We start from the raw sequence: 25176 nt of genomic DNA, 5'->3' as shown, positions 1-25176 counted from the left end.
AGCCCCGCGGCCGGGACCCGTCACCGCGCCCCGGGCGCGGGCGTCACTCGACGCCGATGAGCAGCGGCGCGTGCAGGCGGCCGCCGTGGTGGACGCAGGTGTCGACGGCGAGGTGGCGGGCGCGCACGTGCGCCTCCAGGCCGGCCGCGAGGGACGGCGGGGCGTCCGCGGCGAGGACCAGGGTGACCAGTTCGCCGCCGCCCGACAGCATCCGGTCCAGGACGTCCCGGGCCGTCCGCGCGAGGTCCTGGCCGATCACGGCGACGTCGCCGTCGATGAGACCGAGGACGTCGCCGGCCTGGCACACGCCGGCGGAGGTGAACGACTGGTGTTCCGCGAGCGCCACCTCGCCGTACCTGGTGGCTCCGGCCGCCGCGGTCATGGCGACCACGTCCTCGTCGAAGCGGCGCCCCGGCTCGTGGACGGCGAGCGCGGCGATGCCCTGGACGGCGGCCCGGGTGGGGATGAGGGCGACGCGGACGCCCTCGGTGCGGGCCTGCTGGGCGGCCGCGGCGGCGGTGTGGCGCAGCTCGGTCGCGTTCGGCAGGAGGACCACCTCACGCGCGTGGGCGCGGCGGATCGCGTCGACCAGCTCGCCGCTGCCCGGGGCTTCGCCGGGCCGGGCGAGCACGGTGGTGGCGCCGGCCCGCGCGCACAGCTCGGCGAGGCCCTCGCCCGGTACGACGGCGACGACGGCGCGCTGCACCGGCTCGGCCGGTCCGGCGGCGGCCTTCGCGGCGTCGCCGGCGAAGTGCGCGACGCGGATCCGGTGGGGCCGGCCCGCCTCGATGCCCGCCTCGACGGCGGCGCCCGCGTCGTCGACGTGGACGTGGACGTTCCACAGCCCGTCCCCGCCGACGACGACCAGCGAGTCCCCGAGGGCGTCCAGGCGGGCGCGCAGCCGGGCCACGGCGTCGTCGTCGGCCTCCAGCAGGTAGATGACCTCGTACGCGGGCCCGTCCACCGCGCAGGGCTCTCCGGGGGCGGGTGCGGGAGCGGCGGTGGTCTGGCGCGGGGCGTCGGTGGTGCGGCGGCGCCGGGTACGGGCGGGCGCCTCGCCGGAGACGGCCTCCAAGAGGGCGCCGAGCACGGTGACGAGGCCGCGGCCGCCCGCGTCCACGACCCCGGCGCGGGCCAGCACGGCGAGCTGGGCCGGCGTCTCCTCCAGCGCGGCGCGTGCTCCCTCGTACGCGGCGCGGGCGACGGCCTCCAGCGACGGTCCGGCCGCCGGGGCGGGGCCCACGTCACCGGCCGCGCGGGCAGGGCCCACGTCACCGGCCGCCCGGGCGGCGGCCGCGGCGACGCTCAGGATCGTTCCCTCCACGGGGTGGGCGACGGCCTGGCGGGCGGCGGCGGACGCGGTGTCCAGCGCCTCCACCAGGTGGAGTGCGTCACATCCGCGGGCCAGGACCCCGGCCATGCCGCGCAGCAGCTGCGCCAGGATGGTGCCGGAGTTGCCGCGGGCGCCGATGAGCGCGCCGTGGGCCAGTGCCCGTACGACGTCGGCCGGACCCGGGGTCGTGCCGCCCGCGGCGTGCGCCGTGAAGACGGCCTCCACGGCCTGCCCGGCGGCCTCGACGGTCAGGTAGAGGTTGGTGCCGGTGTCCCCGTCGGCGACCGGGTAGACGTTGATCGCGTCGATCTCCTCGCGCTCCCGGCCGAGGGCGTCGAGGGCCAGCGCGCACCAGGCACGGATCGCTGCGGGGTCGAGGTCCCGCCCCAACTTGTCCGGCACCTGGTGATCCTCCTCGGGGGTCCCCCACGGCCCGGGCACCGGGTGTGGGCTGCACCGCAGGGTAGACCCCGGTCGGGTCCGGGGCCGGGTCGGGTGCCGGGCCGACCGTGGTAGTTTCGTTCTACCGAAGTGGCCGTTGTATGCTGCTCCGGTTGCCCGATGAAAGTCGGGCCACCCCCCGGCAACGCCACTTCAGTCACCGACCTCTCACGTCACCGACCTGATTCCGGCTCGCCGGATTTCACTGTAAGTGCATCTGAAGTCTTTGGAGTGACCCGTGGCTGCCAACTGCGACGTCTGCGGCAAGGGGCCGGGCTTCGGCAACAACATTTCGCACTCGCACCGCCGTACGTCCCGTCGCTGGAACCCGAACATCCAGCGCGTGCGTGCCGTGGTCGGTCGGACGCCGAAGCGGCTCAACGTCTGCACCTCGTGCATCAAGGCCGGCAAGGTCTCGCGCTAATCACGGTTTTCCCCGCGTGAGCGGGGGTGATCCGCGGCGACGTTTCGTCGTAGCGCAGCCTCTGCGGTTGCCTTGGAAGCCGGTCCACCTTCGGGTGGGCCGGCTTCTTGCTGTGCCCGGTCGCCGTACCCCACGCGCCCGCCCGGGGCCTTCGGCCCCCTGACCGGCGCGCGGGGCGGGCGCGGGCCGGTCAGGGGGTGCGGACCGCTGGTGGGGGCGGGCCGTGGACGTGCGGGCCGTTCAGGGGGTGCGGAACCGCCAGCCGTGGTCGACCGGGCCGATGCCGCCGCCCAGGGCGAAGCCGGCCGCGATGGCCCCGGTGACGTACTCCTTGGCGCCGCGCACCGCGTCCGGCACGGCGAGGCCCTTCGCCAGGCCCGCGGCGACCGCGGAGGCGAGGGTGCAGCCCGTGCCGTGGGTGTGCCGGTTGTCGTGGCGGGGGGCCCGCAGCCAGTGCTCCTCACGGCCGTCGGTCAGCAGGTCGACCGCCTCGGCGCCGTCGGGCAGGTGCCCGCCCTTGATCAGCGCCCAGCGGGGCCCGAACTCCAGCACGGCGCCGGCCGCCCGCCGCAGGTCGCCCTCCGCCGTCACGCGCACCCCGGTGAGCTGGGCCACCTCGTCGAGGTTCGGCGTCGCCACCGTCGCCACCGGCAGCAGCCGCTCCCGCACGGAGTCGAGGGCGGACTCCGCGAGCAGGGGGTCGCCGTGCTTGGAGACGCCGACCGGGTCCACGACCGCGGGGGCGTCCGTCCCGGCCAGCAACTCGGCCACCGCCTCGACGAGCGCCGCCGAGGCGAGCATGCCGGTCTTCACGGCCTGCACGCCGATGTCGTCGACGACGCTGCGGTACTGCGCCCGCACCGCCTCCTCCGGCAGCTCCCAGGCGCCCTGGACGCCCAGCGAGTTCTGCGCGGTGACGGCGGTGAGCACGCTCATGCCGTGGACGCCCAGGGCGAGCATCGTCTTCAGGTCGGCCTGGACGCCGGCGCCGCCCCCGGAGTCGGACCCGGCGACGGTCAGCACCCGCGGGGGTGCCGTGCGGGGGCTCACTCCCCGGCCCCGTACGGGCCGCCGAAGTGGTCCCAGCCGCCCGCGCTGTGCCAGGGGGCGCCGTCGACGGTGACCTGGGGCAGCGCCGAGGGGTTGAGGACGCCGCCGATGACCTTCCAGCGGGCGGGCAGCTTCACGTCCGGCGGGAACGTGGCCACGATGGCGTGGTCCTCTCCCCCGGTGAGGACCCACTGGATCGGGTCGACCCCGACGGCCTGGCCGATGTCGTTCATCTGCGTGGGGATGTCGATGGCGGCCGAGCGCAGGTCGATGCGGACCTTGCTGGCCTCGGCGATGTGCCCGAGGTCGGCGATCAGACCGTCGCTGACGTCGCACATCGCGGTCGCGCCCAGGGCGGCCGCCGCGGGACCCGCGTGGTACGGGGGCTCCGGGCGGCGGTGGGCCTCGACGAAGGCGCGGGGGGAGCGGAAGCCGCGGGAGAGGACCGCGTAGCCGGCGGCGGACCAGCCGAGCCAGCCGGTGTAGGCCACGACGTCGCCGGGCTGGGCGCCGCCGCGGGTGACCGGTTCGTGGTTGCGCAGGTCGCCGAGGGCGGTGATGGAGACCGTGATGGTCTCGCCGCGCACCACGTCGCCGCCGACCACGGCCGCCCCCGCGACCTGGCACTCGTCGCGCAGCCCGTCCATCAGCTCGGTGGGCCAGGTGGCGGGGAGCTCGGCGGGGACGACCAGGCCGAGGAGGAGCGCGGTGGGGACGGCGCCCATGGCGGCGATGTCGGCGAGGTTCTGCGCGGCGGCCTTCCGCCCGACGTCGTACGCGGTGGACCAGTCGCGCCGGAAGTGGCGGCCCTCCAGCAGGATGTCCGTGCTGGCGACCACGCGCCGGTCGGGCGCGGCCACGACGGCGGCGTCGTCCCCGGGACCGACCCGGACCGCCGGGGTGGTGGTGAGCCGGGAGGTGAGCTCCCTGATGAGCCCGAACTCCCCGAGCTCGCCGACAGTGCCCTTCACCGAGGTCCACCTCTCCATGTCGTCGTCGGCTCACCGTACGACCGACTGGTCATCGTGCGGTTGCGGTCGCGAGCCGTCACTGCTGTGGTTACGGTCATCGAGACGGCCGAAGCCGTCAACTTCTGTCTGTCACGCGCCACACCGTGGACGCGTCCGGACCCGCGGGTCTCCCCGCGGCGCGCGGGGACGCGGTACCGTGGCGTCCCTTTCTCCCCTGGGCCCTCGCAGTCCAGGATGATCCCCGCGGCCACCCTGGAGGTTTCGTGGTACAGGCGTACATCCTGATTCAGACCGAGGTGGGCAAGGCGTCGCTGGTCGCCGACACCATCGCGAAGATCCCCGGCGTGCTCCAGGCCGAGGACGTCACGGGCCCGTACGACGTGATCGTGCGCGCCCAGGCCGACACCGTCGACGAGCTCGGCCGCATGGTCGTCGCCAAGGTCCAGCAGGTGGAGGGCATCACCCGTACGCTGACCTGCCCGGTCGTCCACCTGTAGCCCCCGTCTACCCTGAGCCGGTGAAGTCCTCCCACCGGTACCTCCGCCCGTCCGCCGCGGCCGGCGCCGCCGCCGTGCTGCTGGCGACGGCCGCGGGCTGTTCCACGACGGGCGCCGGGGCGCCGGTCCCGGTCCCCCGCCCGGCCGCGGAGGAGGCCGCTGCCTGCCGGGCCCTGCACGCGGAGCTTCCGGACACGGTCGCGGGCCTGGACCGGACCGGCACGGAGCCGCGTTCCGAACTGACCGCCGCGTGGGGGGACGGGGCGATCGTACTGCGCTGCGGGGTCCCCCGGCCCGCCAGGATGAGCGATCCGCAGGCCGAGGCGATCGAGGCGGACGGCGTGGGCTGGCTGGTCGAGCAGCGGGAGGGCGACGGCCCGCGCTTCACCACCACGTACCGCAAGGCGTACGTGGAGGTGTCGCTGGACGAGCGGTTCGCGCATGACACGGGGCCGCTCGTGGCGTTCGCCGGGCCCGTGAGCAGGACCGTCCCGCCGAGCGTGTGACACCCGGGCCGCGGGCCCGGCGCCCCCGGGTGCCGGGCCCGCGGCGCGTCACGGGCCGGTCGGGGCCGCGCCGGCCGGGGCCGGCGCGGGCCCGGGGTCAGCGCAGGCCGGTCGGGCGGCGCAGGGCGGCCTGGACGAGCCGGTCGACCAGCTCCGGGTAGTCGACGCCGCTCGCCTCCCACATGCGCGGGTACATCGAGATCGGGGTGAAGCCCGGCATGGTGTTGATCTCGTTGATGACGAACTCGCCCTCGTCGGTGAGGAAGAAGTCCGCGCGGACCAGGCCCTCGCAGGACGCCGCCTCGAACGCGGCGACGGCGAGCCGCTGCACCTCGGCGGTCTGCTCCGGGGTGATGGGGGCGGGCACGACGCCGGACGCCGAGTCGATGTACTTGGCCTCGAAGTCGTAGAAGTCGTGGTCGCCGACGGGCGGGATCCAGGCGGGGGCGCTGGCGCGCGGCCCGTCCTCGAACTCCAGCACGCCGCACTCGATCTCACGGCCGGTGAGCAGCGACTCGACGATGACCTTCGGGTCGTGGCGGCGGGCCTCGGCGATGGCCGCGTCGAGGCCGGACTCGTCCACGACCTTGGTGATGCCGATGGAGGAGCCGGCGCGGGCCGGCTTCACGAACAGCGGCCAGCCGTGCTCGGCGGCGAAGTCGACGATCCGCCGGCGGGCGCCGGCCGGGTCGCCGTCCCACTCGCGGGGGCGGACCACCGCGTACGGGCCGACGGGCAGGCCGAAGGAGGTGAAGACGCGCTTCATGTACTCCTTGTCCTGGCCGACCGCCGAGGCGAGGACGCCGGCGCCGACGTAGGGCACCCCGGCGAGTTCCAGCAGGCCCTGCAGGGTGCCGTCCTCGCCGTACGGGCCGTGCAGCACCGGGAAGACCACGTCGACCTCGCCGAGGGCCTTCGGCACGGAGCTGGGCTCCGTGTAGACGATCTCGCGGCTGGTGGGGTCGGCGGAGAGCACGACGCTGCCCTCGGCGGACTCGGCGAGGCCGTCGACGCTGGGCAGCGCCCGGTCGGTGATGGCCATCCGCTCCGGGGCGTCGGCCGTCAGCACCCAGCGGCCGTCGCCGGCGATGCCGATGGGCAGCACGTCGTACTTCGTCCGGTCGATGGCGCGCAGGACGGCGCCGGCCGTGACGACGGAGATGGCGTGCTCGGAGCTGCGTCCGCCGAAGACGACGGCCACGCGCGGCTTACGCCCGGGGCTGGTGGGGAGGTTCTCGCTGCTCATATCGCGATGAGCGTACCCGCTCGTAGGGACGGCGTCAGCGCCGCTCGGGCTTGGCGCTGCGCGACATCAGCTCCTTGAGGGCCACCATCGGCGGCTTTCCCTCGTGGACGATGCCGACGACGGTCTCGGTGATCGGCATGTCGACACCGTGCCGGCGCGCCAGGTCCAGGACCGACTGGCAGGACTTGACCCCCTCGGCGGTCTGGCGGGTGACCGCGATCGTCTCCTGGAGGGTCATGCCCTTGCCGAGGTTGGTGCCGAAGGTGTGGTTCCGGGAGAGCGGCGAGGAACAGGTGGCGACGAGGTCGCCGAGTCCGGCCAGGCCGGAGAAGGTGAGCGGGTCGGCGCCCATGGCGAGGCCGAGGCGGGTGGTCTCGGCGAGGCCGCGGGTGATGAGGGAGCCCTTGGCGTTGTCGCCGAGGCCCATGCCGTCCGCGATGCCGACGGCGAGGCCGATGACGTTCTTGACGGCGCCGCCCAGTTCGCAGCCGACGACGTCGGTGTTGGTGTACGGGCGGAAGTAGGGGGTGTGGCAGGCGGCCTGGAGCCGCCGGGCGACGGCCTCGTCACCGCAGGCCACGACCGCGGCGGCCGGCATGCGGGCCACGATCTCCTTGGCGAGGTTGGGGCCGGTGACGACGGCGACGCGGTCGGCGCCGACGCCGGCGACCTCCTGCACGACCTCGCTCATCCGCTTGCAGGTGCCGAGTTCGACGCCCTTCATCAGCGACACGAGGACGGTGTCGGGGGCGAGCGCCGGCGCCCACGCCGCGAGATTGCCGCGCAGCGTCTGGGACGGGATGGCCAGCACCGTGAAGTCGGCGCCGGCGGCGGCCTCCGCGGGGTCGCAGGTGGCGCGGAGGTTGGCGGGCAGTTCGACGCCGGGGAAGTAGTCCGGGTTGGTCCGCGTGGTGTTGACGGCGTCGGCCACCTCGGGGCGGCGTCCCCAGAGGGTGACGTCGCAGCCGGCGTCGGCGAGGACCATGCCGAAGGCCGTGCCCCACGAGCCGGTGCCGAAGACGGCTGCCTTGACGGGGCGTGTCACTTGGCTTCCTCCCCTGCGGCCCGGTGGCGCTGCGCCAGGCGGGCCCTGCGGTGGTCGTACGGTTCGTCGGGTGCCTTCTCGCCGCGGATGTCCTCCAGGAGCGCGGTGATGGCCCGCATGATCTCCTCGGTGGCCTCGCGCAGCACCTCGTTGGTGGGCTCCACGTCGTGGAAGCGTGACAGGTCGACGGGCGGGCCGGCCACCACGGTCAGCGTCTTGCGCGGGAACAGGCGCAACTTGTCCCGCTTGGCGTAGGGCGGCATGGCCAGGTTGGCGCCCCACTGGGCGACGGGGATGACGGGCACCTTGGTGAGCAGGGCGACGCGGGCGGCGCCGGTCTTGCCGGCCATGGGCCACATGTCGGGGTCGCGGGTGAGGGTGCCCTCCGGGTAGAAGGCCACGCACTCGCCGCGCTCGATGGCCGCGACGGCGGCGCGGAAGGCGTCCAGGGCGTTGGTGGTCTCGCGGTAGACGGGGATCTGGCCCGTGCCGCGGAGCATCATGCCGACGAAGGCGCCTTTGAACAGCCCGGCCTTCGCGAGGAACCGCGGCACGCGTCCGGTGTTGTACTGGTAATGCGCGTACGACAACGGGTCGAGGTACGAGTTGTGGTTGACGACCGTGATGAATCCGCCGTCGGCCGGGATGTTCTCCGCTCCACGCCAGTCCCGCTTGAACAGAACCACCAGCGGCGGTTTTGCGATGACCGCCGCCAGGCGGTACCAGAAGCCGATTCTGCGGCGGGACACGCGGACACCTTCCTGCGGGACTGCTGGGAACTCGCTCTGGCCGGGGGTCAAGTGTCGCCCCGGGCCCCTGCTCTGTCGAGAACACGGTACGCCCCGCCTTCCGGGCGGGCTCTTCGGGTCGTGACCGGTCGCGCGACAATGGGCCGGATGGAAACGGACGGAGAGCCGGCGGCGCGGGCCGGGGCGGAGCGCGGCGCGGCGGGGCCCTGGTCGGTCGTGGTGCCGCTGAAGCCCCTCGCGCTGGCGAAGAGCAGGCTCGCGGACGCCGTCGGCCCGGCGGAGCGGCGGGGGCTCGCGCTGGCGTTCGCTCAGGACACGGTGGCGGCGGTGCTGGCCTGCCCGGCGGTACGGGATGTGGTGGTCGTCACGGACGACCGGCCGGCCGCGCGGGCCCTGGAGGCGCTCGGCGCGCGGGTGCTGCCCGACCGGCCGGGGGCGGGGCTCAACGCCGCACTGTCCTACGGCGCCCGGGCGGTACGGGAGCGACGGCCGCGGGCGCCGGTGGCGGCGCTCAACGCCGACCTGCCGGCGTTGCGTCCGGCGGAGCTGGCGCGGGTGCTGGCGGTGGCGGCGGAATTTCCGCGGGCCTTTCTGGCGGATGCCGCGGATATCGGCACCACTTTCCTGTCGGCGGGGCCGGGAATGCAATTGCGGCCGGCTTTCGGGGGCGCCTCGCGGAGTCGGCATTCGTCGTCGGGCGCGGTGGAAATCCGGCTCGGCGGCGTGCCCTCCGTGCGCCGGGACGTGGACACGGAGGCGGACCTGCGGGCGGCGCTGGAGCTGGGCGTGGGGCGGTGGACGGCTGCACGCTGCCGGGCGGTGACACGGACGGCGGGCGGGACGGCCGGGCACGGCGCCGAGCGCGGCACGGCGGCGGGCTGAGCGGGCGGGGCGGCCGGGGACGATGCCGAGCGCGGCACGGCGGCGGACCGTGCGGGCGTGCGGGCGCCTGGGGACACGGCGCGGTGCGGGCGGCGGGGCGGGTGGCGGGGCGGCGGCGCGGCGCGGACGTGCGGGGACCCGGCGCGGTGAGGCGGTTGCACGGCGCGGGCGGCGGGGCGGGGGTGGCGGGCCCCGGCGCGGGCGTACGAGGGGTCCGGACAGGTTTTGGAGGGTCCCGCAGGGCGTGGAGCGGCGGCGCGGGGCCACGGCCGGTTGGATAGGCTGCCGGGCATGCAGGCGACCGCGTACACGTACGACCCCGAGACCCGCAGCGGCAGTGTGCTGCTGGACGACGGCACCCCGGTGAAGTTCGGTGCGGAGGCGTTCGACGCGGGCGGGTTGCTGCTCCTGCGGCCCGGGCAGCGCGTGCGGATCGAGACGGAGGGGCGCGGTGACGCCCTGCGGATCACACTGGTGACGCTGCAGACGTTCTGACCCGCGCGGTACGGGACCGGCGGGGGCCCGCACGGCGCCCGGGCGGCGGCCGGGCGGCGGCCGGGGGGCGCGGCGGCCGGCGGGGACGACACGGCGGGCCGGGCTCCCGGGAGGGAACCCGGCCCCGCGTGCGAGTGGTCCGGTGGGTGGCGCGGCCCGGTGTGGCGGCCCGTGGCCGCCGGCGGATGGTCCGTGGGGTGACGCCGGCTACTTGCTCCTGGCGGCGGACTTCTTGGCGGTGGTGGTCTTGCGCGCGGTGGTCTTCTTGGCCGGGGCCTTCTTGGCGGTGGCCTTCTTCGCCGGCGCGGTCTTCTTCGCCGTGGTCTTCTTGGCGGCGCCGTTGGCGGTGGTGGCCTTCTTCGCCGGGGTCGCCTTCTTGGCGGTGGTGGCCGAGGTGCTCTTCTTGGCGGCGGCCGTGGTGGTCTTCTTCGCCGGGGTCGCCTTCTTCGTGGCGGCGGCGGTGGTCTTCTTGGCGGGCGCCGTCTTCTTGGCGGCGGCCTTCTTGGTCGCGGCCTTCTTCGCGGCGGTCTTGGCGATGGTGGGCGGCGGGCCCGAAAGGCTGCCCTTCGGAGCCTTCTTGACGGCGACCTCACCACCCTTGGGGAGCTTCTTCGAGCCGCTGACCAGGTCCTTGAAGCCCTGACCGGCGCGGAAGCGCGGAACCGAGGTCTTCTTCACCCGCACGCGCTCGCCGGTCTGCGGGTTGCGGGCGTAACGGGCCGGACGCTCGACCTTCTCGAACGAGCCGAAGCCGGTGACCGAGACCCGGTCGCCGGCGACGACCGCACGGACGATCGCGTCGAGTACCGCGTCGACGGCGTCGGCGGCCTGCTGCCGGCCGCCCATCTTGTCGGCAATCGCTTCTACGAGCTGCGCCTTGTTCACGTCTTCCCCTTCGGAGACCTCGCCGGAACGAAAGTGTTCAAGCTTTTTCGCACGTTAGGCAGATATATACCGCAAATCAAACACGAAACGGGCTAATCACCCTTGTGCCGCAACGCAGTAGCGCTCCGCGGACTTCGGGTGATCAGTCCCCTTCAGGGAATCGGCCCTCGTCGAGGTCCTTCATCAGCCGGTCGAGACGCCTTGCCGCGTCCGCGAGATCGTGCTTCGCCGCGGCCGTGACGACCAGCAGCTTCCGGGACAGCGCCATCCTTACGCCCTCCGGGACTTGCAGTGCGCGCACCCGGGAGTGCGCTTCTTTCAGCCGGGCCGCGACCGCCTCGTAGAGCTCGAGTTGGCTGTCGCGGTCCATGCGCCGATTGTGCCATCTGGGGCGAGTTGTCGCCTCCGTAGGGGGTAACTGGCCTGTTCCAGCGGCCTTTCGGGGCGTGCCCCGGCACGACCGGCGCGATGAGGTCCGTCTGCCCAACATCGCTGGTCACAAACGTGGTTGGCGCTTTGATGGGCCGCTTTGCGGCGACGTTCCGCGAGGTTGGGGCGGGCCCGCGCGGCGGCGCGTGGCGTCAGCCGGATGGCCGCGCGTGCAGCCTCCGGCGGGACCGGAGGGGCGTTTTCACGCCAGTGCCGGCCGCGACGGTGCCGGACCCGCCGGCACCGGAAGCGACGGCGCGGGACGGGGCCCCGTGCCGAAGCGGTGGTGCCGGCGGGCACCCCGGGGCCGGACGCGACAGGGCCGGACGGATCGCCCCGGGCCGAGCGCGACGGTGCCCCCGGCCGTGGTCGGCCGGGGGCACCGGGCGGTTCGCGCGGGGCTCGGCGCCCCGGGCGGGTCAGGACTGCAGGGTGCGCGGCTTGTACGCCGGGCGCTTCGCCTCGTACGCGGCGATGTCCGCCTCGTTCTGCAGCGTGATGCTGATGTCGTCGAGGCCGTTGAGCAGCCGCCAGCGGGCGTTCTCGTCGAGCTCGAAGGGGGCGGTCACGCCCTCGGCGCGGACCTCGCGGGCGACGAGGTCGACCGTGACCTCGGCCTGCGGGTCGGCCTCGGTGAGCTCCCACAGCCGGTCCACGACCTCCTGGTCCAGGACCACCGTGAGCAGGCCGTTCTTCAGCGAGTTGCCGCGGAAGATGTCGGCGAAGCGGGAGGAGACGACGGCCTTGAAGCCGTAGTTCTGCAGCGCCCACACGGCGTGCTCGCGCGAGGAGCCGGTACCGAAGTCGGGGCCGGCGACCAGGACGGTCGCGCCCTGTCGCTCGGGGCGGTTGAGGACGAACTCCGGGTCCTTGCGCCAGGCCTCGAACAGCCCGTCCTCGAAACCGTCACGCGTGACCTTCTTCAGCCAGTGCGCCGGGATGATCTGGTCGGTGTCGACGTTGCTGCGGCGCAGCGGGACGGCCCGGCCGGTGTGCGCGGTGAATGCTTCCATGGCTGATCAGACTCCAGCGGGCGTACGGGTTGCGGCGTCGGACAGGTCGGCCGGGGAGGCCAGGTGACCCAGGACCGCCGAGGCGGCGGCGACCTGCGGGGACACCAGGTGCGTACGGCCGCCCTTGCCCTGCCGGCCTTCGAAGTTGCGGTTGGACGTGGACGCGGAGCGCTCGCCGGGCGCGAGTTGGTCGGGGTTCATGCCCAGGCACATGGAGCAGCCGGCGTGCCGCCACTCGGCGCCCGCCTCCTTGAAGACGCGGTCCAGGCCCTCGTCGACGGCCTGGAGGCCGACCCGGGCGGAACCGGGGACGACCAGCATGCGGACGCCGTCGGCGACCTTGCGGCCCTCGATGACGGCGGCGGCGGCGCGCAGGTCCTCGATGCGGCCGTTGGTGCAGGAGCCGACGAAGACGGTGTCGACCTTGATGTCGCGCAGGGGCTGCCCGGCGGTCAGGCCCATGTACTCCAGCGCTTTCTCGGCGGCGAACCGCTCCGAAGCGTCTTCGTACGAAGCGGGGTCGGGGACGGACGCCGAAAGCGGAGCGCCCTGGCCGGGGTTGGTGCCCCAGGTGACGAACGGGGACAGCTCGGTGGCGTCGATGACGACCTCCGCGTCGAAGACGGCGTCGTCGTCGGTCCGCAGGGTCTTCCAGTAGGCGACGGCCTCGTCCCAGTCGGCGCCCTGGGGGGCGTGGGCGCGGCCCCGGAGGTAGGCGAAGGTCGTCTCGTCGGGGGCGATCATCCCCGCGCGGGCGCCGGCCTCGATGGACATGTTGCAGATGGTCATGCGGGCCTCCATCGAGAGCTTCTCGATGGCGGGGCCCCGGTACTCCAGGACGTACCCCTGGCCGCCGCCGGTGCCGATGCGGGCGATGATCGCCAGGATGAGGTCCTTGGCGGTGACGCCCTCGGGCAGTTCGCCCTCGACGGTGATGGCCATGGTCCTGGGGCGGGCCATGGGCAGCGTCTGCGTGGCCAGCACGTGCTCGACCTGCGAGGTGCCGATACCGAAGGCCAGCGCGCCGAAGGCACCGTGGGTGGAGGTGTGGGAGTCGCCGCAGACGACCGTCATGCCGGGCTGGGTCAGTCCCAGCTGGGGGCCCACGACGTGGACGACACCCTGCTCGACGTCGCCCAGCGGGTGCAGGCGGACGCCGAACTCCGCGCAGTTCCTGCGCAGGGTCTCCAGCTGGGCGCGGGAGACGGGGTCGGCGATGGGCTTGTCGATGTCGAGGGTCGGGGTGTTGTGGTCCTCGGTGGCGATGGTCAGGTCGAGCCTGCGCACCGGGCGGCCGCCCTTGCGCAGGCCGTCGAAGGCCTGGGGGCTGGTCACCTCGTGCAGCAGGTGCAGATCGATGAAGAGGAGGTCGGGCTCGCCCTCGGCGCGCCGGACGACGTGGTCGTCCCAGACCTTCTCCGCGAGTGTCCTACCCATCGCTTTCCCTCCGGCCGGCGTGGTGTGCCGGCGATCTAGAGAACGTGCGCCCACGCCCGTTCCACCCCGTGATCGCACGCGCTGGACGCCGGCAGCGGACCCGTGGATCCCGGACCGCCCCTCCAGGTTGGCAAGATCTCGGGAAAATTGAACTTGCGTTTCACAGAGTGAGACGTGAGTATCGTTGCATGGACAACTCTAGCGGCGTCGGCGTTCTCGACAAGGCAGCTCTGGTTCTGAGCGCTCTGGAGTCCGGTCCGGCCACCCTCGCCGGGCTGGTCGCGGCGACCGGGCTCGCACGACCCACGGCCCACCGCCTGGCCGTGGCACTGGAACACCACCGGATGGTGGCGAGGGACATGCAGGGCAGGTTCATCCTGGGCCCGCGGCTGGCCGAGCTCGCCGCCGCGGCCGGTGAGGACCGCCTGCTGGCCACGGCGGGGCCCGTGCTCACGCACCTGCGCGACGTGACCGGGGAGAGCGCGCAGCTCTACCGGCGCCAGGGCGACATGCGGATCTGCGTGGCGGCCGCCGAGCGGCTGTCCGGGCTGCGGGACACGGTCCCGGTGGGCTCGACCCTGACGATGAAGGCCGGCTCGTCGGCGCAGATCCTCATGGCCTGGGAGGAGCCCGAGCGGCTGCACCGGGGCCTGCAGGGGGCCCGCTTCACGGCGACGGCCCTGTCGGGCGTGCGGCGCCGCGGCTGGGCCCAGTCGATCGGCGAGCGGGAGCCGGGCGTCGCGTCCGTCTCCGCGCCCGTGCGCGGCCCGTCCAACCGCGTGGTGGCCGCTGTCTCCGTCTCCGGCCCGATCGAGCGCCTGACGCGCCACCCGGGCCGGATGCACGCCCAGGCGGTCATCGACGCCGCCGGCCGCCTCTCGGAGGCCCTGCGCCGCTCGGGCTGACCCGCGGGAAGCCCTCCTGTCCATACCGCTCACGTCCGACCGCGTACCGGCCGGCCCCTCCGACGCCGCAGGGGCCGGCCGGCCGCGCGTCCGGGGCCGGGAACCGGCCCGTGGAGCGGGGTCTGCCTGGCGTCGATCGGGACGACGTGCGCGAGGGGCCGCCGCCGCCGGGCCCGCGCGTCACGGTGACGCCGGCGGAGTGTGACGAGGGGCACCTTCGGCGGCTGCGCCTGGTCCGGGCGGTGCTCCCCGTCGGCTGGGGTCCGCGGGGTGCTGGGTACGGGGACGACGAGTCGCCGGGGCGGACGATCCGGCTCGGCGCCGCGGCGTGGGCCCTGGAGCGGGATCCTCAGCCGCCCGCGGACGACCCGGCGGTGGAGCGGGCGCGCGAGGAGGCCGAGTGACTGCCGGCGGAGCCGGGCCGGGACTCGGTGCGGGATTCGGCGCCCTCTCCCCCGTGTACCGGCGCTGGTGGCGTCGCCGGCCACCCCGCACCGGCTGGGGTGTCCGCTGCCGGAGGCGGAACTGGCGCCGCGCGCACGGCAGGTGGAGCGGCCGGCGGTACCGGAACCGGACCGGCTGGACGGCTTCCCGACGGGCCGCGAGCAAGTGGAGCGACCGTGGCGGCAGGTGCTGCTGTACGCCCCGCTGCTGCTGGGGCTGGGCAGTTCGGCCCGGGAGGTGGCGTCGGCCCGCCGGTACGGCATCGGGCGAGTGGGGCCGCCCCCGATCGGCCGGCCGGTAGGACGCGGTCGCGGGATGCGCGCCCGGGACACGCCGAAGGGGCCTTCCGCATGGAAGGCCCCTTCGGACTCGTACCCCCGACCGGATTCGAACCGGCGCTACCGCCTTGAGAGGGCGGCGTGCTAGGCCGCTACACAACGGGGGCGTGGATCACTTGCGCGATCCCGCTGGCCTACCTGGACTCGAACCAAGACTAACTGAACCAGAATCAGTCGTGCTGCCAATTACACCATAGGCCACTGGTGGTCTAGACCAGTTGGTACCCCCGACCGGATTCGAACCGGCGCTACCGCCTTGAGAGGGCGGCGTGCTAGGCCGCTACACAACGGGGGCCCTAGCGATCCTGCATCGGGTTCATCGGGTGCGACCCTGATGATCCCGCGGGAAGGATCTGTACCCCCGACCGGATTCGAACCGGCGCTACTGCCTTGAGAGGGCAGCGTGCTAGGCCGCTACACAACGGGGGCTTTGCAGATGAGCTCTGCGAGCTGGCCTACCTGGACTCGAACCAAGACTAACTGAACCAGAATCAGTCGTGCTGCCAATTACACCATAGGCCACCGGAACGCAACCCCCGAAGGAGATCTTGTTCGGCTTGCGCTCCGGGGTTCCGGCCTTTCGGCCCGCTTCCCTCGGCGCAGGAAGAACATTACCCGAAGGTCTGCGGCGCTCCAAAACGGGTATCACCGCGCAGCAGCGCCGGGAGCTGGTCGAGGCCCGTGATGCGGGGCAGCTCGGGGCGGCCGCCGGAGCCGGAGCGGTCGAGCCAGACGCCCAGGAGGCCGGCCTCGGCGGCGCCCCGGGCGTCGATGTCGGGCTGGTCCCCGACATAGGCGACCTCCGCCGGCGGCAGGCCCAGGGCGTCGCAGGCGGCGTGGAAGGCGGCGGCCTCGGGCTTGGAGACGCCGATGTCGGCGGCGCACAGCACCGCCTCGAACCGGTCGCGCACGCCGAGGACGCGCAGCTTGCGGTCCTGGTTGAGCAGGGAGGAGTTCGACAGCACGGCGTGGCGGTAGTCGGCCGCGAGGAGGTCCAGGACGGGGACGGTGTCCGGGAACAGTTCCCAGGCGGCCTCGTAGTGCGCGAGGTACCGCGCGAACCAGGCGTCCGCCTCGTCGTCGTCGAGGGAGGCGCCGAGGAAGGTACGCACCCGGTCGCGCCGCTGCTGCTCCCAGGTCACCTCGCCGGCGGAGAACCGCTGCCAGTGGGCGAGGGTGGCCTCCCGCCAGTGTTCGAGGGCCTCCTCGACGCAGGCGTACGCGGCACCGAGGCCCTCGTCGCGCAGGTGGCGCCGCATGCCGGCGCGGTCGGCGCGGGCGTAGTCGAAGATCGTGTCGTCGATGTCCCACAGGACGGCGCGGATGGCCATGCCCCCGACCGTACCGCCGCGGGGCGCCCACGGTGCCGGGCTCGGGGGGGGGCGGCCGCGGGACGGCCCGGTGGAGTCCCCGTCGCCACGGGACGCCGGGGGGCGGCGGGGGCGGTCCCCCCGGGGGCGCGCGCCGTGCGCGGTGCCGGGACGTCGTAGGGGTGGTTCGGGCCCAGGGGCGGTCCGGGGGCGGGCTTGCCGTGGGGCGCCGTGGGGTGACCGGGGCGGTGGGCGGTTCGGGGTCGGCGTGAGACGCCGCGGGGCGGCGGGAGCGGTCCGGCCGCCGCCTGTGGGTGGTACCGGGACGTCACAGGGGCGGCGAGGGCGGTCCGGGGCGCGTCCCGCCGCGGGGCGGCGGGGGCGGTGCCGGGGCGATCATGTGGGGCGGTGCCGGGACGCCATGGGGGCGGGACGCCGTGGGCCGGGACGCCGTGGGGGCGGTGGCCGGGGTGGCCGCCGCCCCCGGGGGCGTACCGGTGGTGGCTAGGCGGCGCTCAGCCTGGCCAGCGCCGCGTCGATGCGGGCGAGGGTGCGCTCCTTGCCGAGGATCTCCAGCGACTCGAAGAGCGGCAGGCCCACCGTGCGGCCGGTGACGGCGACGCGGACGGGGGCCTGGGCCTTGCCGAGCTTGAGGCCGTGCTGCTCGCCGGCGGCGAGGACGGCGTCCTTGAGGGACTCGGGGCTGGTCCAGTCCGCGGCCTCCAGCGTGGCGCGGGCCGTGCGCAGCAGGGCGTCGGAGCCCTCCTTCATCGCCTTCTGCCAGGACGCCTCGTCCTCGACCGGCTGCGCCAGGAAGAGGAAGTCGACGTTGGCCGTGATGTCGGAGAGGACCGTCAGGCGGGTCTGGGCGTGCGGCGCGATGGCCTCCCAGGCGGCCTGGTCGAAGTCCTCCGGCGCCCAGGGGGCGTGCGGGGCGCGCAGCCAGGGCTCGCAGGCGGCGGCGAACGCCTTCACGTCCAGCATGCGGATGTGGTCGGCGTTGATCGACTCGGCCTTCTTGAGGTCGAAGCGCGCCGGGTTGGCGTTGACGTCCGCGATGTCGAACCGCTCGACCATCTGCGGGACGGTGAAGACGTCCTGGTCGGCGGAGAACGACCAGCCCAGCAGGGAGAGGTAGTTGAGCAGGCCCTCGGGGAGGAAACCGCGCTCGCGGTAGACGTTGAGGGACGCCTGGGGGTCGCGCTTGGAGAGCTTCTTGTTGCCCTCGCCCATCACGTACGGCAGGTGGCCGAACTCCGGGACGGTCTTGGCGACGCCGAGCTCGATCAGCGCCTTGTACAGGGCGATCTGGCGCGGGGTGGAGGACAGCAGGTCCTCGCCGCGCAGCACGTGCGTGATCTCCATCAGCGCGTCGTCGACCGGGTTGACCAGGGTGTACAGCGGCGCGCCGTTGGCGCGGACGATGCCGTAGTCCGGGACGTTGTCCGGGGTGAAGGTCAGCTCGCCGCGGACCAGGTCGCGGAAGGTGATCGGCTCGTCCGGCATGCGGAAGCGGACGATGGCGCTGCGGCCCTCCGCCTCGTACGCGGCGACCTGCTCGGCGGTGAGCTCGCGGCAGTGGCCGTCGTAGCCCGAGGGCTTGCCGGCGGCGCGGGCGGCCTCGCGGCGCTCGTCCAGTTCCTCGGTGGTGCAGTAGCAGTGGTAGGCGTGGCCGCCGTCGAGGAGCTTGCCCGCGACCTCGCGGTACACGTCCATGCGCTGCGACTGCCGGTACGGGGCGTGGGGACCGCCGACCTCGGGGCCCTCGTCCCAGTCGAGGCCGAGCCAGCGCAGCGAGTCCAGGAGCTGGCGGTACGACTCCTCCGAGTCGCGGGCCGCGTCGGTGTCCTCGATGCGGAAGACCATGGTGCCGCCGTGGTGCCGGGCGAAGGCCCAGTTGAACAGGGCGGTGCGGACCAGGCCCACGTGGGGGTTGCCGGTCGGCGAGGGACAGAAACGGACGCGGATGGACGCGTTAGCCACGCTTGATCACCTTGTTGGTGAGAGTGCCGATGCCTTCGATGGTGACGGCGACCTCGTCGCCGACGCTGAGGGGGCCGACCCCGGCCGGGGTGCCGGTGAGGATGACGTCGCCGGGGAGCAGTGTCATGGCCTCGGAGATGTGGACGACCAGGTCCTCGACGGAGCGGAGCATGTCGCTCGTGCGGCCGAGCTGGCGCTGCGCGCCGTTGACCGTGCACTGGATGGTGAGGTCGCCCGGGTCGAGGTCGGTCTCCACCCACGGGCCCAGCGGGCAGGCAGTGTCGAAGCCCTTGGCGCGGGCCCACTGGCTCTCGCGCCGCTGGACGTCGCGCGCGGTGACGTCGTTGGCGCAGGTGTAGCCGAGGACGACGTCCTTGACGCGTTCGCGCGGGACCTCGCGGCACATGCGGCCGATGACGACGGCGAGCTCGGCCTCGTGGTGGAGCTCGTCCGAGAAGGAGGGGTACTCGATGGCGTCGCCGGAGCCGATCACCGAGGTGGTGGGCTTGAAGAAGGCGACGGGGGCGTCCGGGACCTCGTTGCCGAGTTCCGCGGCGTGCTCCGCGTAGTTGCGGCCGATGGCCACGACCTTGTTGGGCAGCACGGGCGGCAGGAGCCGGACCTTGGCGAGCGGGATCTTGGTGCCGCTCAGCTCGAAGTCGGTGTACGGGATGCCCCGGATGACGTCGAGGACGAGGTCGCCCTCCGCGCCGGGGGCGGCGTCACCCTCGACCGCGCCGAAGGCGACGTTGCCGTCGATGGAGAACCTGGCGATGCGCACGGATGCCTGTGCCCCTCACTGAGCTGGCTGGAGTCTGACGCTCCAGGCTAACGCCCGGGGGACGCGCGGCCGGTCCGGTGTGGTGCGCGCTCCCCGCAGCGGGTCGCGCGCACCGGCCGTTCAGCGCCCGGCGGGGACGGGGGCGTCCATGAGGACGGTGCGCCGGGGGTTGGCCGTGGCGGCGGGCAGCGCGGCCGACTGCTCCGGCACCACGCCCCGGCCCAGCGCGGCCGCGTCGGCGAGGTGGGCGAGGGTGGTGCGGCGGGGGTTGGCGGTCGTGCGGATCGTCATGGTCGTCTTCACGGTGTCTTCGGACCTCGTTGCTCGGCTCGGGCGGACGGCTGGGCGGGGGCTGGGCGCGCTTGACGGCCGGCCCATCCCTGTAAAGCGTCAGGCTAAACATCGTCGTTCCCGCCAATACCGCGCAGAGCACGCGAGTGGCATGTGAGTTTCCTCACCAGCGACCGGGCATTTACGTCATTTCCGACACCCGAACGGTCTGACGAAAACGGACATCACCTGACCGAATGCGCCATTCCGCCGCTGATCATGTCGACTGGGGCAGCCTCCACGCGTAAGCGACTCGTTCGAAATCGTCCGATTCCTCCCTGATCGCTTTCCACGGCACGTGAGCGCGTGATCACATGCCGTGACCCACCCCACCGGGCCGGCTGCCGCCCTTGTTGGAGATCCTGCACTGTGCTGGAATTCCACGCACCGCCGCATGGAGACCGGCGAGCTGGGGCGCAAAGGCAGCGCCGAGCGGCGGTGGGGAAGGGGGGATTCCGCGCCGGTCACCGACGACCACCGAGGGGCGCACTCGCGCTCCCACGACGCCGACACCGTCTCGTCCGTTCGCGCGGAGGGACGCCTGGTCCAGAGGTTGCGACGCTAGTGCAGGGACGTTTCAAGAGGGATGGCAGCGCTGCGGCGGAACAGGAGCCGCGCGGCGGGACCGACCGCGGCTCCTCGCCCCAGCACACCCAGAACCCGGGACCGGCGGCCGCCGGCGACGGCGACCACGCCGGCCGTACGGCGGGCGCGGCGGGGACGGCCCCGACCGGGTCCGACGCGGGTGCGGCGGGCGGCGGCAAGGGCGTGAAGCCCGGACGGCGCGACAAGTCGGGCAGGTCCGCCAAGGCGGGCAGGTCGGCGAAGGAACCCAAGGAGTCGAAGGAGCCTAAGGCGGTCACGCCCGGCGACACCGGCTCCCGAATAGCCCTGCGCAACTGGCGCATCAGCACGCGACTGGTCTCCCTGCTCGCCCTCCCCGTGGTCGCCGCGACCTCGCTGGGCGGACTCCGCATCCAGGAGTCGATGGAGAACATGGAGCAGCTGGACCACATGCAGCTGCTCACCAAGCTCACCCGCGAGGCGCACCACCTCGCACAGGCGCTCCAGGAGGAGCGCGACCTCACGGCCGGCCCGATCGCGAACGCCGCGAAGGACGACAACTTCCAGATCAAGAACCCGCGTGACAAGACCGACTCGGCCCAGCGGGCGTTCCTCAACGCCACCGACGAGATCGGCGACACGCAGGAGGACGAGGCGCTCGCGAGCATCCGCGCCAACGTCACCCAGATCGCCAACCAGGTCATCAGCCTCGGGGTCATCCGCAAGGGTGCCTACCAGGGGCAGATGAACTCCGCGACGGTCGGCAAGTACAACCGGCTGATCGAGTCGCTGCTGACCCTGTCGCAGGACATGGCGCAGGCCACCAGCAACCCCGACATGATCAAGCGCACCCGCGCGCTGGCGGCGTTCTCCTCCGCCAAGGAGTACGCCTCCATGCAGCGGGCCGTCATCGCCGCCGCGCTGCCGAAGACGACGGCCGGCAAGACCCGGCTGAACGAGAACGACCGCCAGTACGCCGAGGACGCCCGCGTCAACGAGAACGCGGCGCTCAAGTCGTTCCACTCCATCTACGAGTCGGCCGGCGGCGACGCCACCGAGCTGCTCGCCCCGCTGAACTCCGGCAACCCCTCGATCCAGGCCGCCGACCAGTACGCCGGTCGCGTGCTGCGCGAGCCGAACGGCCTGAGCAACGCCCAGCGGCGCACGTACCTCGACTGGACCGACGAGGCGGAGACCAAGCTCCGCGCCATGGAGACCATCGAGGCCACGCTGCTGGGCGAGATGGAGAGCAAGGCCCGCGACCTGCGCCAGGAGGCGCAGCGCGAGGCGATCATCAACGGCGCCCTGATCATCCTGGTCCTCGGCGTCTCGCTGGTCGGCGCCTTCGTGGTGGCCCGCTCCATGATCCAGTCGCTGCGCCGGCTCCAGAACACCGCCACCAAGGTCGCCCAGGAGCGGCTGCCCCAGCTGGTCGCGCAGCTCTCCGAGGCCGACCCCCAGGACGTCGACACGTCCGTGGAGTCCGTCGGCGTCCACTCGCGCGACGAGATCGGCAAGGTGGCCGCGGCCTTCGACGACGTGCACCGCGAGGCGGTCCGCCTCGCCGCCGAGCAGGCCCTCCTGCGGGGCAACGTCAACGCGATGTTCACCAACCTCTCGCGCCGCTCCCAGGGCCTGATCCAGCGTCAGCTCTCGCTCATCTCCGAGCTGGAGTCCCGCGAGGCCGACCCGGACCAGCTGTCCTCGCTCTTCAAGCTCGACCACCTCGCCACCCGCATGCGCCGTAACGGCGAGAACCTCCTCGTCCTCGCCGGCGAGGAGCCGGGCCGCCGGTGGACCCGGCCCGTGCCCCTCGTCGACGTGCTCCGCGCCGCCGCCTCCGAGGTGGAGCAGTACGAGCGCATCGAGCTCGCGTCCGTGCCGGGCACCGAGGTCGCCGGCCGCGTCGTCAACGACCTCGTGCACCTCCTCGCCGAGCTGCTGGAGAACGCCACGTCGTTCTCCTCGCCGCAGACCAAGGTGCGCGTCACCGGTCACGCGCTGCCCGACGGCCGCGTGCTGGTCGAGATCCACGACACCGGCATCGGCCTCTCCCCCGAGGACCTCGCGGCGATCAACGAGCGGCTGGCGTCGCCGCCGACCGTGGACGTCTCCGTCTCCCGCCGCATGGGCCTGTTCGTGGTCGGCCGCCTGTCGCTGCGCCACGGCATCCGGATCCAGCTGCGCCCGTCCGACTCGGGCGGTACCACCGCGCTCGTCATGCTCCCCGTCGACGTCACCCAGGGCGGGCGCAAGCCCGCGCCCGGCGGCCAGGGCGGCCAGGGCGGTCTGCCGCAGGGCGGCTCCGCCGCGGGCGGCCGGCCGGCCGGCGCCCCGGGCGGTCTGCCCGGCGGCGGGCGTCCCGGTCTGCCGGGCGGCTCCGGCGGCACCCCGCAGAACCGGCTCGCCGCCGGCCTGGGCGCCCGCGCCCAGGCGGGCACGCGCCCCGCGCTCCCCGGCCGTGACGACCAGGGCGGACGCCCGGGTGGCGCCCCGCAGGGCGGCGGCCTCCTCGGCGGACCGCAGGGCGGCCGGCCCGGCCGCGGCGACGAGCAGGGCGGTCGGCGCCAGGGCGGGCCCGCCGGTGCGTTCGGCGGCCAGGGCGACGGGCGCGAGCGTCCCGGCGGCCCGGCGGCGGCGCAGGGCGGCATCCCGACCCGCTCCGACGTGTGGCAGGGCGCCCAGGGCGCTCCCGCCGGCGGGCAGCCCCCGCAGGGCGGCGACCAGGGCCGGCACCGGCAGCAGCTGCCGGCGTCCGACGGTCCGCGCCCCGAGCTCCCCGGCGGCCCGCAGCGCCCCGCGCGCCCGCAGGGACCGCAGGGTCCCGGCTGGGGCGACCAGGGCGCCCCGGGCGGCCGCACCCCGCTGGACGCGCCGCGCGGCCACGAGGAGCCCGAGACGACGGGGCAGTACCCCCGTCCGTCGGCGGACCAGCAGGGCCCCGGCTCCACGGCCGAGTTCCCGCGCCCGGACTTCGACGGTCCGCGGCCGGACCTCGCCGGTCCGCAGGGCGGACCGGCCGGGCTCGACCCCGCCTCCACCACCGCGATCCCGCGCCCCGACTTCGGCGCCCCGCGCCAGCCGGCCGGGAGCCTGCCGCCGGCCGGTGGTTCCGGCGACGGCCGGACGCCGCTGTACGACACGCTGGAGACCAACTGGAACCACGGCCGCCAGGGTGCCGACGACGGCGCCCAGCAGGGCCGTCAGGACCAGAGCCAGGGCCGTCAGGACCAGGGCCGTCAGGACCAGGGCCAGCAGGGCCAGGGGGGGCAGCAGCCGGGTCAGTGGCAGCAGGCGCCGGCCCCGCGTGGCCCCGGCCGGCCCCAGGGCCACCGTCGGCAGGACCGGTTCCCGGACCAGGGCTCCTTCCAGGGCCAGGGCCAGGGCCAGGCACCGCAGGGCGGGCAGGGGCAGTACCCCGGCCAGACCCCGCAGCAGCCGCAGACCCAGGCGCCGTACCAGCCGCAGGAGCAGGGCCGTCAGGGCGGCGAGCGCTACCCGGCGCACGACCAGACGATGCCCACCCCGGCCGTGCCGCAGCAGTCGCACCGGCCCCAGCGCCCGGCGCAGGGCCGTCCGGCCCCGGCGGCACCGCAGCGGGCCGTGCCGGCACCGGGCCAGGGCGGCCAGGACCAGGGCCGCGGGGCCGACCCGGCCGCGGCGGGCTGGCGTCCGACGCCCAACGACGAGCTGGTGCGCCAGGCCGAGCGGGTGCGCAAGCCCGCGGCCGGCGGCGTCACCACCTCCGGTCTGCCCCGCCGGGTGCCGCGCGCCAACCTGGTGCCGGGCACGGCGCAGGAGCAGCCGCTCCAGACCGGCCCGCAGGTCTCCCGGGCACCCGACGACGTCCGTGGCCGCCTCACGAACCTGCGGCGCGGCATCCAGCAGGGGCGTCAGGCCGGTTCCGGCAACACCGGCAGCTTCCAGGTCGGTCCCACTCACCAGCAGGAGCGTGAGTTTTGAGCGCGATGAGCCAGGCGGCGCAGAATCTGAACTGGTTGATCACCAACTTCGTGGACAACACCCCCGGGGTGTCCCACACGGTGGTGGTCTCCGCCGACGGCCTGCTGCTGGCGATGTCCGAGGGTTTCCCCCGCGACCGCGCCGACCAGCTGGCGGCCGTCGCGTCCGGGCTGACCTCGCTGACCGCGGGCGCGTCCCGCATCTTCGAGGGGGGTCCCGTCAACCAGACGGTGGTGGAGATGGAGCGCGGCTTCCTCTTCATCATGTCCATCTCGGACGGCTCCTCGCTGGCCGTACTCGCCCACCCCGACGCCGACATCGGGCTGGTCGGCTACGAGATGGCGCTGCTGGTCGACCGGGCCGGCACCGTCCTCACCCCGGATCTCCGCGCGGAGCTCCAGGGAAGCCTGCTCCACTGATCGACCAGGCGGGTACGCCCCTCCGTACCCGCCTCCCGCTTTTGCCAGACACACCGTCGGCCGCCCCATCCGGCCCCCCACCGGCCCAGTCAGACGGCACGCAGACCACCTGCTGTCCCGACCGGAGGATCCATGACCCCGCCCCCCGCCTCTCACGATCCTTACGGCGCGTCGCTCGACGACGCCTCGTACGGGTATGAAGGCGATCAGCCGCTGGTCCGCCCCTACGCGATGACCGGCGGCCGGACCCGGCCCCGCTACCAGCTCGCCATCGAGGCACTGGTGTCGACCACGGCCGACCCGGCACACCTCGCCGGGCTGCTCCCCGAGCACCAGAGGATCTGCCACCTCTGCCGTGAGGTGAAGTCCGTGGCCGAGGTCTCGGCGCTGCTGTCGATGCCGCTCGGGGTGGCCCGGATCCTCGTCGCCGACCTGGCGGAGGCCGGCATGGTGGCGATCCACCAGCCAGGAAACGGAGAGACCGGCGGTACGCCGGATGTGACGCTGCTCGAAAGGGTGCTCAGTGGACTTCGCAAGCTCTAGCGGCGGTGCGACCCGCTCAACCACCAGCGCGAAGATCGTGGTGGCGGGCGGCTTCGGCGTGGGCAAGACCACGTTCGTCGGCGCCGTGTCCGAGATCGACCCGCTGCGTACCGAGGCCGTCATGACGTCCGCCTCCGCCGGAATCGACGACCTCACCCACACCGGGGACAAGACCACCACCACGGTGGCCATG

General features: G+C 74.0%; 24 protein-coding genes, 5 tRNA genes and 1 pseudogene. 11 read left to right on the top strand and 19 right to left on the bottom strand.

The genetic code is table 11. From position 1 onward, the window contains the following. Positions 1-43: 43 nt before the first annotated feature. The gene (locus ACF053_RS27960) at positions 44-1735 is read right to left on the bottom strand and encodes a DAK2 domain-containing protein (RefSeq protein ID WP_391956546.1); all 1692 of its coding nucleotides are present in this window, start codon (positions 1733-1735) and stop codon (positions 44-46) included. A 277-nt stretch (positions 1736-2012) separates the two neighbouring features. Here ACF053_RS27960 and rpmB point away from each other — a divergent pair, with 277 nt between their 5' ends. Next, positions 2013-2198, top strand: a complete 186-nt coding sequence (gene rpmB, locus ACF053_RS27955) for a 50S ribosomal protein L28 (RefSeq protein WP_003957616.1) — start codon at positions 2013-2015, stop codon at positions 2196-2198. Positions 2199-2438: 240 nt separating this feature from the next. Here rpmB and thiD read toward each other — a convergent pair whose 3' ends face one another. Both thiD and ACF053_RS27945 read right to left on the bottom strand, forming a co-directional pair. Then, positions 2439-3248, bottom strand: a complete 810-nt coding sequence (gene thiD / locus ACF053_RS27950; RefSeq protein ID WP_391956545.1) for a bifunctional hydroxymethylpyrimidine kinase/phosphomethylpyrimidine kinase — start codon at positions 3246-3248, stop codon at positions 2439-2441. After that, entirely contained in the window at positions 3245-4219 is a 975-nt protein-coding gene (locus ACF053_RS27945; RefSeq protein ID WP_391956544.1) for a thiamine-phosphate kinase, read from the bottom strand. Before ACF053_RS27945 ends, thiD begins: the two co-directional genes overlap by 4 nt. 263 nt (positions 4220-4482) lie before the next feature. Here ACF053_RS27945 and ACF053_RS27940 point away from each other — a divergent pair, with 263 nt between their 5' ends. Both ACF053_RS27940 and ACF053_RS27935 read left to right on the top strand, forming a co-directional pair. Then, on the top strand, positions 4483-4716 hold the full coding sequence (locus tag ACF053_RS27940; protein WP_058942300.1) for an Lrp/AsnC family transcriptional regulator: 234 nt from the start codon (positions 4483-4485) through the stop codon (positions 4714-4716). 20 nt (positions 4717-4736) lie between these two features. Then, a complete protein-coding gene (locus ACF053_RS27935; protein ID WP_391956543.1) occupies positions 4737-5222 on the top strand; it encodes a DUF3515 domain-containing protein in 486 nt (161 codons plus the stop codon). Between the two features lie 97 nt (positions 5223-5319). Here ACF053_RS27935 and ACF053_RS27930 read toward each other — a convergent pair whose 3' ends face one another. Genes ACF053_RS27930 through ACF053_RS27920 form a run of 3 tightly spaced genes read right to left on the bottom strand, consistent with a single transcriptional unit; the run spans position 5320 to position 8262 of the window. Beyond that, a complete protein-coding gene (locus ACF053_RS27930) occupies positions 5320-6468 on the bottom strand; it encodes a D-alanine--D-alanine ligase family protein (RefSeq protein WP_391956542.1) in 1149 nt (382 codons plus the stop codon). Positions 6469-6502: 34 nt separating this feature from the next. Next, positions 6503-7513 (bottom strand): NAD(P)H-dependent glycerol-3-phosphate dehydrogenase, encoded by a 1011-nt coding sequence (locus tag ACF053_RS27925; protein WP_391956541.1) that lies wholly within the window; start codon positions 7511-7513, stop codon positions 6503-6505. Further along, positions 7510-8262 carry a lysophospholipid acyltransferase family protein gene (locus ACF053_RS27920; RefSeq protein WP_391956540.1) on the bottom strand — a complete coding sequence of 251 codons (753 nt, stop codon included), beginning with the start codon at positions 8260-8262 and terminating at the stop codon, positions 7510-7512. The genes ACF053_RS27925 and ACF053_RS27920 overlap by 4 nt, the downstream gene beginning before the upstream one ends. A 147-nt stretch (positions 8263-8409) precedes the next feature. Here ACF053_RS27920 and cofC point away from each other — a divergent pair, with 147 nt between their 5' ends. Both cofC and ACF053_RS27910 read left to right on the top strand, forming a co-directional pair. Continuing rightward, positions 8410-9144 (top strand): 2-phospho-L-lactate guanylyltransferase, encoded by a 735-nt coding sequence (gene cofC / locus ACF053_RS27915; protein WP_391956539.1) that lies wholly within the window; start codon positions 8410-8412, stop codon positions 9142-9144. 291 nt (positions 9145-9435) lie between these two features. Beyond that, positions 9436-9639, top strand: coding sequence for a hypothetical protein (locus ACF053_RS27910; RefSeq protein ID WP_391956538.1), 204 nt, complete (start codon positions 9436-9438; stop codon positions 9637-9639). A 207-nt stretch (positions 9640-9846) separates the two neighbouring features. On the opposite strand, the gene ACF053_RS27905 is transcribed toward ACF053_RS27910, so the two are convergent. From ACF053_RS27905 to leuC, 4 genes are all read right to left on the bottom strand, one after another. Continuing rightward, positions 9847-10524 (bottom strand): HU family DNA-binding protein, encoded by a 678-nt coding sequence (locus tag ACF053_RS27905; RefSeq protein ID WP_391956537.1) that lies wholly within the window; start codon positions 10522-10524, stop codon positions 9847-9849. 142 nt (positions 10525-10666) lie between these two features. Continuing rightward, positions 10667-10894 (bottom strand): SCO5555 family protein, encoded by a 228-nt coding sequence (locus tag ACF053_RS27900; protein ID WP_058942294.1) that lies wholly within the window; start codon positions 10892-10894, stop codon positions 10667-10669. 478 nt (positions 10895-11372) lie between these two features. Further along, the gene (leuD, locus tag ACF053_RS27895; protein WP_391956536.1) at positions 11373-11966 is read right to left on the bottom strand and encodes a 3-isopropylmalate dehydratase small subunit; all 594 of its coding nucleotides are present in this window, start codon (positions 11964-11966) and stop codon (positions 11373-11375) included. Positions 11967-11972: 6 nt separating this feature from the next. Further along, a complete protein-coding gene (gene leuC, locus ACF053_RS27890) occupies positions 11973-13403 on the bottom strand; it encodes a 3-isopropylmalate dehydratase large subunit (protein WP_058942292.1) in 1431 nt (476 codons plus the stop codon). Between the two features lie 188 nt (positions 13404-13591). Here leuC and ndgR point away from each other — a divergent pair, with 188 nt between their 5' ends. Both ndgR and ACF053_RS27880 read left to right on the top strand, forming a co-directional pair. Continuing rightward, complete coding sequence (gene ndgR / locus ACF053_RS27885) at positions 13592-14308, top strand: IclR family transcriptional regulator NdgR (protein ID WP_058942291.1); 717 nt, start codon at positions 13592-13594, stop codon at positions 14306-14308. A gap of 110 nt (positions 14309-14418) precedes the next feature. Continuing rightward, the gene (locus ACF053_RS27880) at positions 14419-14712 is read left to right on the top strand and encodes a hypothetical protein (RefSeq protein ID WP_391956535.1); all 294 of its coding nucleotides are present in this window, start codon (positions 14419-14421) and stop codon (positions 14710-14712) included. Positions 14713-15124: 412 nt separating this feature from the next. Here the strand turns inward: ACF053_RS27880 and ACF053_RS27875 are convergent. From ACF053_RS27875 to ACF053_RS27835, 9 genes are all read right to left on the bottom strand, one after another. Further along, positions 15125-15197: transfer RNA gene (locus tag ACF053_RS27875), tRNA-Glu, on the bottom strand. Positions 15198-15219: 22 nt separating this feature from the next. Further along, positions 15220-15291, bottom strand: a tRNA-Gln gene (locus tag ACF053_RS27870). A gap of 18 nt (positions 15292-15309) precedes the next feature. Then, positions 15310-15385: transfer RNA gene (locus tag ACF053_RS27865), tRNA-Glu, on the bottom strand. Between the two features lie 61 nt (positions 15386-15446). Next, positions 15447-15519: transfer RNA gene (locus ACF053_RS27860), tRNA-Glu, on the bottom strand. 21 nt (positions 15520-15540) lie between these two features. Further along, positions 15541-15612: transfer RNA gene (locus ACF053_RS27855), tRNA-Gln, on the bottom strand. An 89-nt stretch (positions 15613-15701) separates the two neighbouring features. Further along, positions 15702-16421, bottom strand: coding sequence for an HAD family hydrolase (locus ACF053_RS27850; RefSeq protein WP_391956534.1), 720 nt, complete (start codon positions 16419-16421; stop codon positions 15702-15704). A gap of 483 nt (positions 16422-16904) precedes the next feature. After that, complete coding sequence (gltX, locus tag ACF053_RS27845; RefSeq protein WP_391956533.1) at positions 16905-18383, bottom strand: glutamate--tRNA ligase; 1479 nt, start codon at positions 18381-18383, stop codon at positions 16905-16907. After that, on the bottom strand, positions 18376-19164 hold the full coding sequence (locus ACF053_RS27840; RefSeq protein WP_391956532.1) for a fumarylacetoacetate hydrolase family protein: 789 nt from the start codon (positions 19162-19164) through the stop codon (positions 18376-18378). The genes gltX and ACF053_RS27840 overlap by 8 nt, the downstream gene beginning before the upstream one ends. 120 nt (positions 19165-19284) lie before the next feature. Then, positions 19285-19467: a hypothetical protein gene (locus tag ACF053_RS27835; RefSeq protein WP_391956531.1), complete on the bottom strand. Its 183-nt coding sequence runs from the start codon at positions 19465-19467 to the stop codon at positions 19285-19287. A 591-nt stretch (positions 19468-20058) separates the two neighbouring features. Here ACF053_RS27835 and ACF053_RS27830 point away from each other — a divergent pair. From ACF053_RS27830 to ACF053_RS27815, 4 genes and pseudogenes are all read left to right on the top strand, one after another. After that, the gene (locus ACF053_RS27830; RefSeq protein WP_391956530.1) at positions 20059-24021 is read left to right on the top strand and encodes a sensor histidine kinase; all 3963 of its coding nucleotides are present in this window, start codon (positions 20059-20061) and stop codon (positions 24019-24021) included. A gap of 5 nt (positions 24022-24026) precedes the next feature. After that, the gene (locus tag ACF053_RS27825; RefSeq protein WP_138057401.1) at positions 24027-24440 is read left to right on the top strand and encodes a roadblock/LC7 domain-containing protein; all 414 of its coding nucleotides are present in this window, start codon (positions 24027-24029) and stop codon (positions 24438-24440) included. 132 nt (positions 24441-24572) lie between these two features. After that, positions 24573-24983, top strand: coding sequence for a DUF742 domain-containing protein (locus tag ACF053_RS27820; RefSeq protein WP_058942284.1), 411 nt, complete (start codon positions 24573-24575; stop codon positions 24981-24983). Then, a pseudogene (locus tag ACF053_RS27815) lies at positions 24964-25176 on the top strand (ATP-binding protein); the annotation flags it as partial. The gene ACF053_RS27820 and the pseudogene ACF053_RS27815, both read left to right, overlap by 20 nt.

This window comes from Streptomyces kanasensis (assembly GCF_043077165.1).
Classification (GTDB): domain Bacteria; phylum Actinomycetota; class Actinomycetes; order Streptomycetales; family Streptomycetaceae; genus Streptomyces; species Streptomyces changanensis.
The sequence above is the reverse complement of the archived record's forward strand: the minus strand, read 5'-3'. Positions and strand labels throughout refer to the sequence as shown.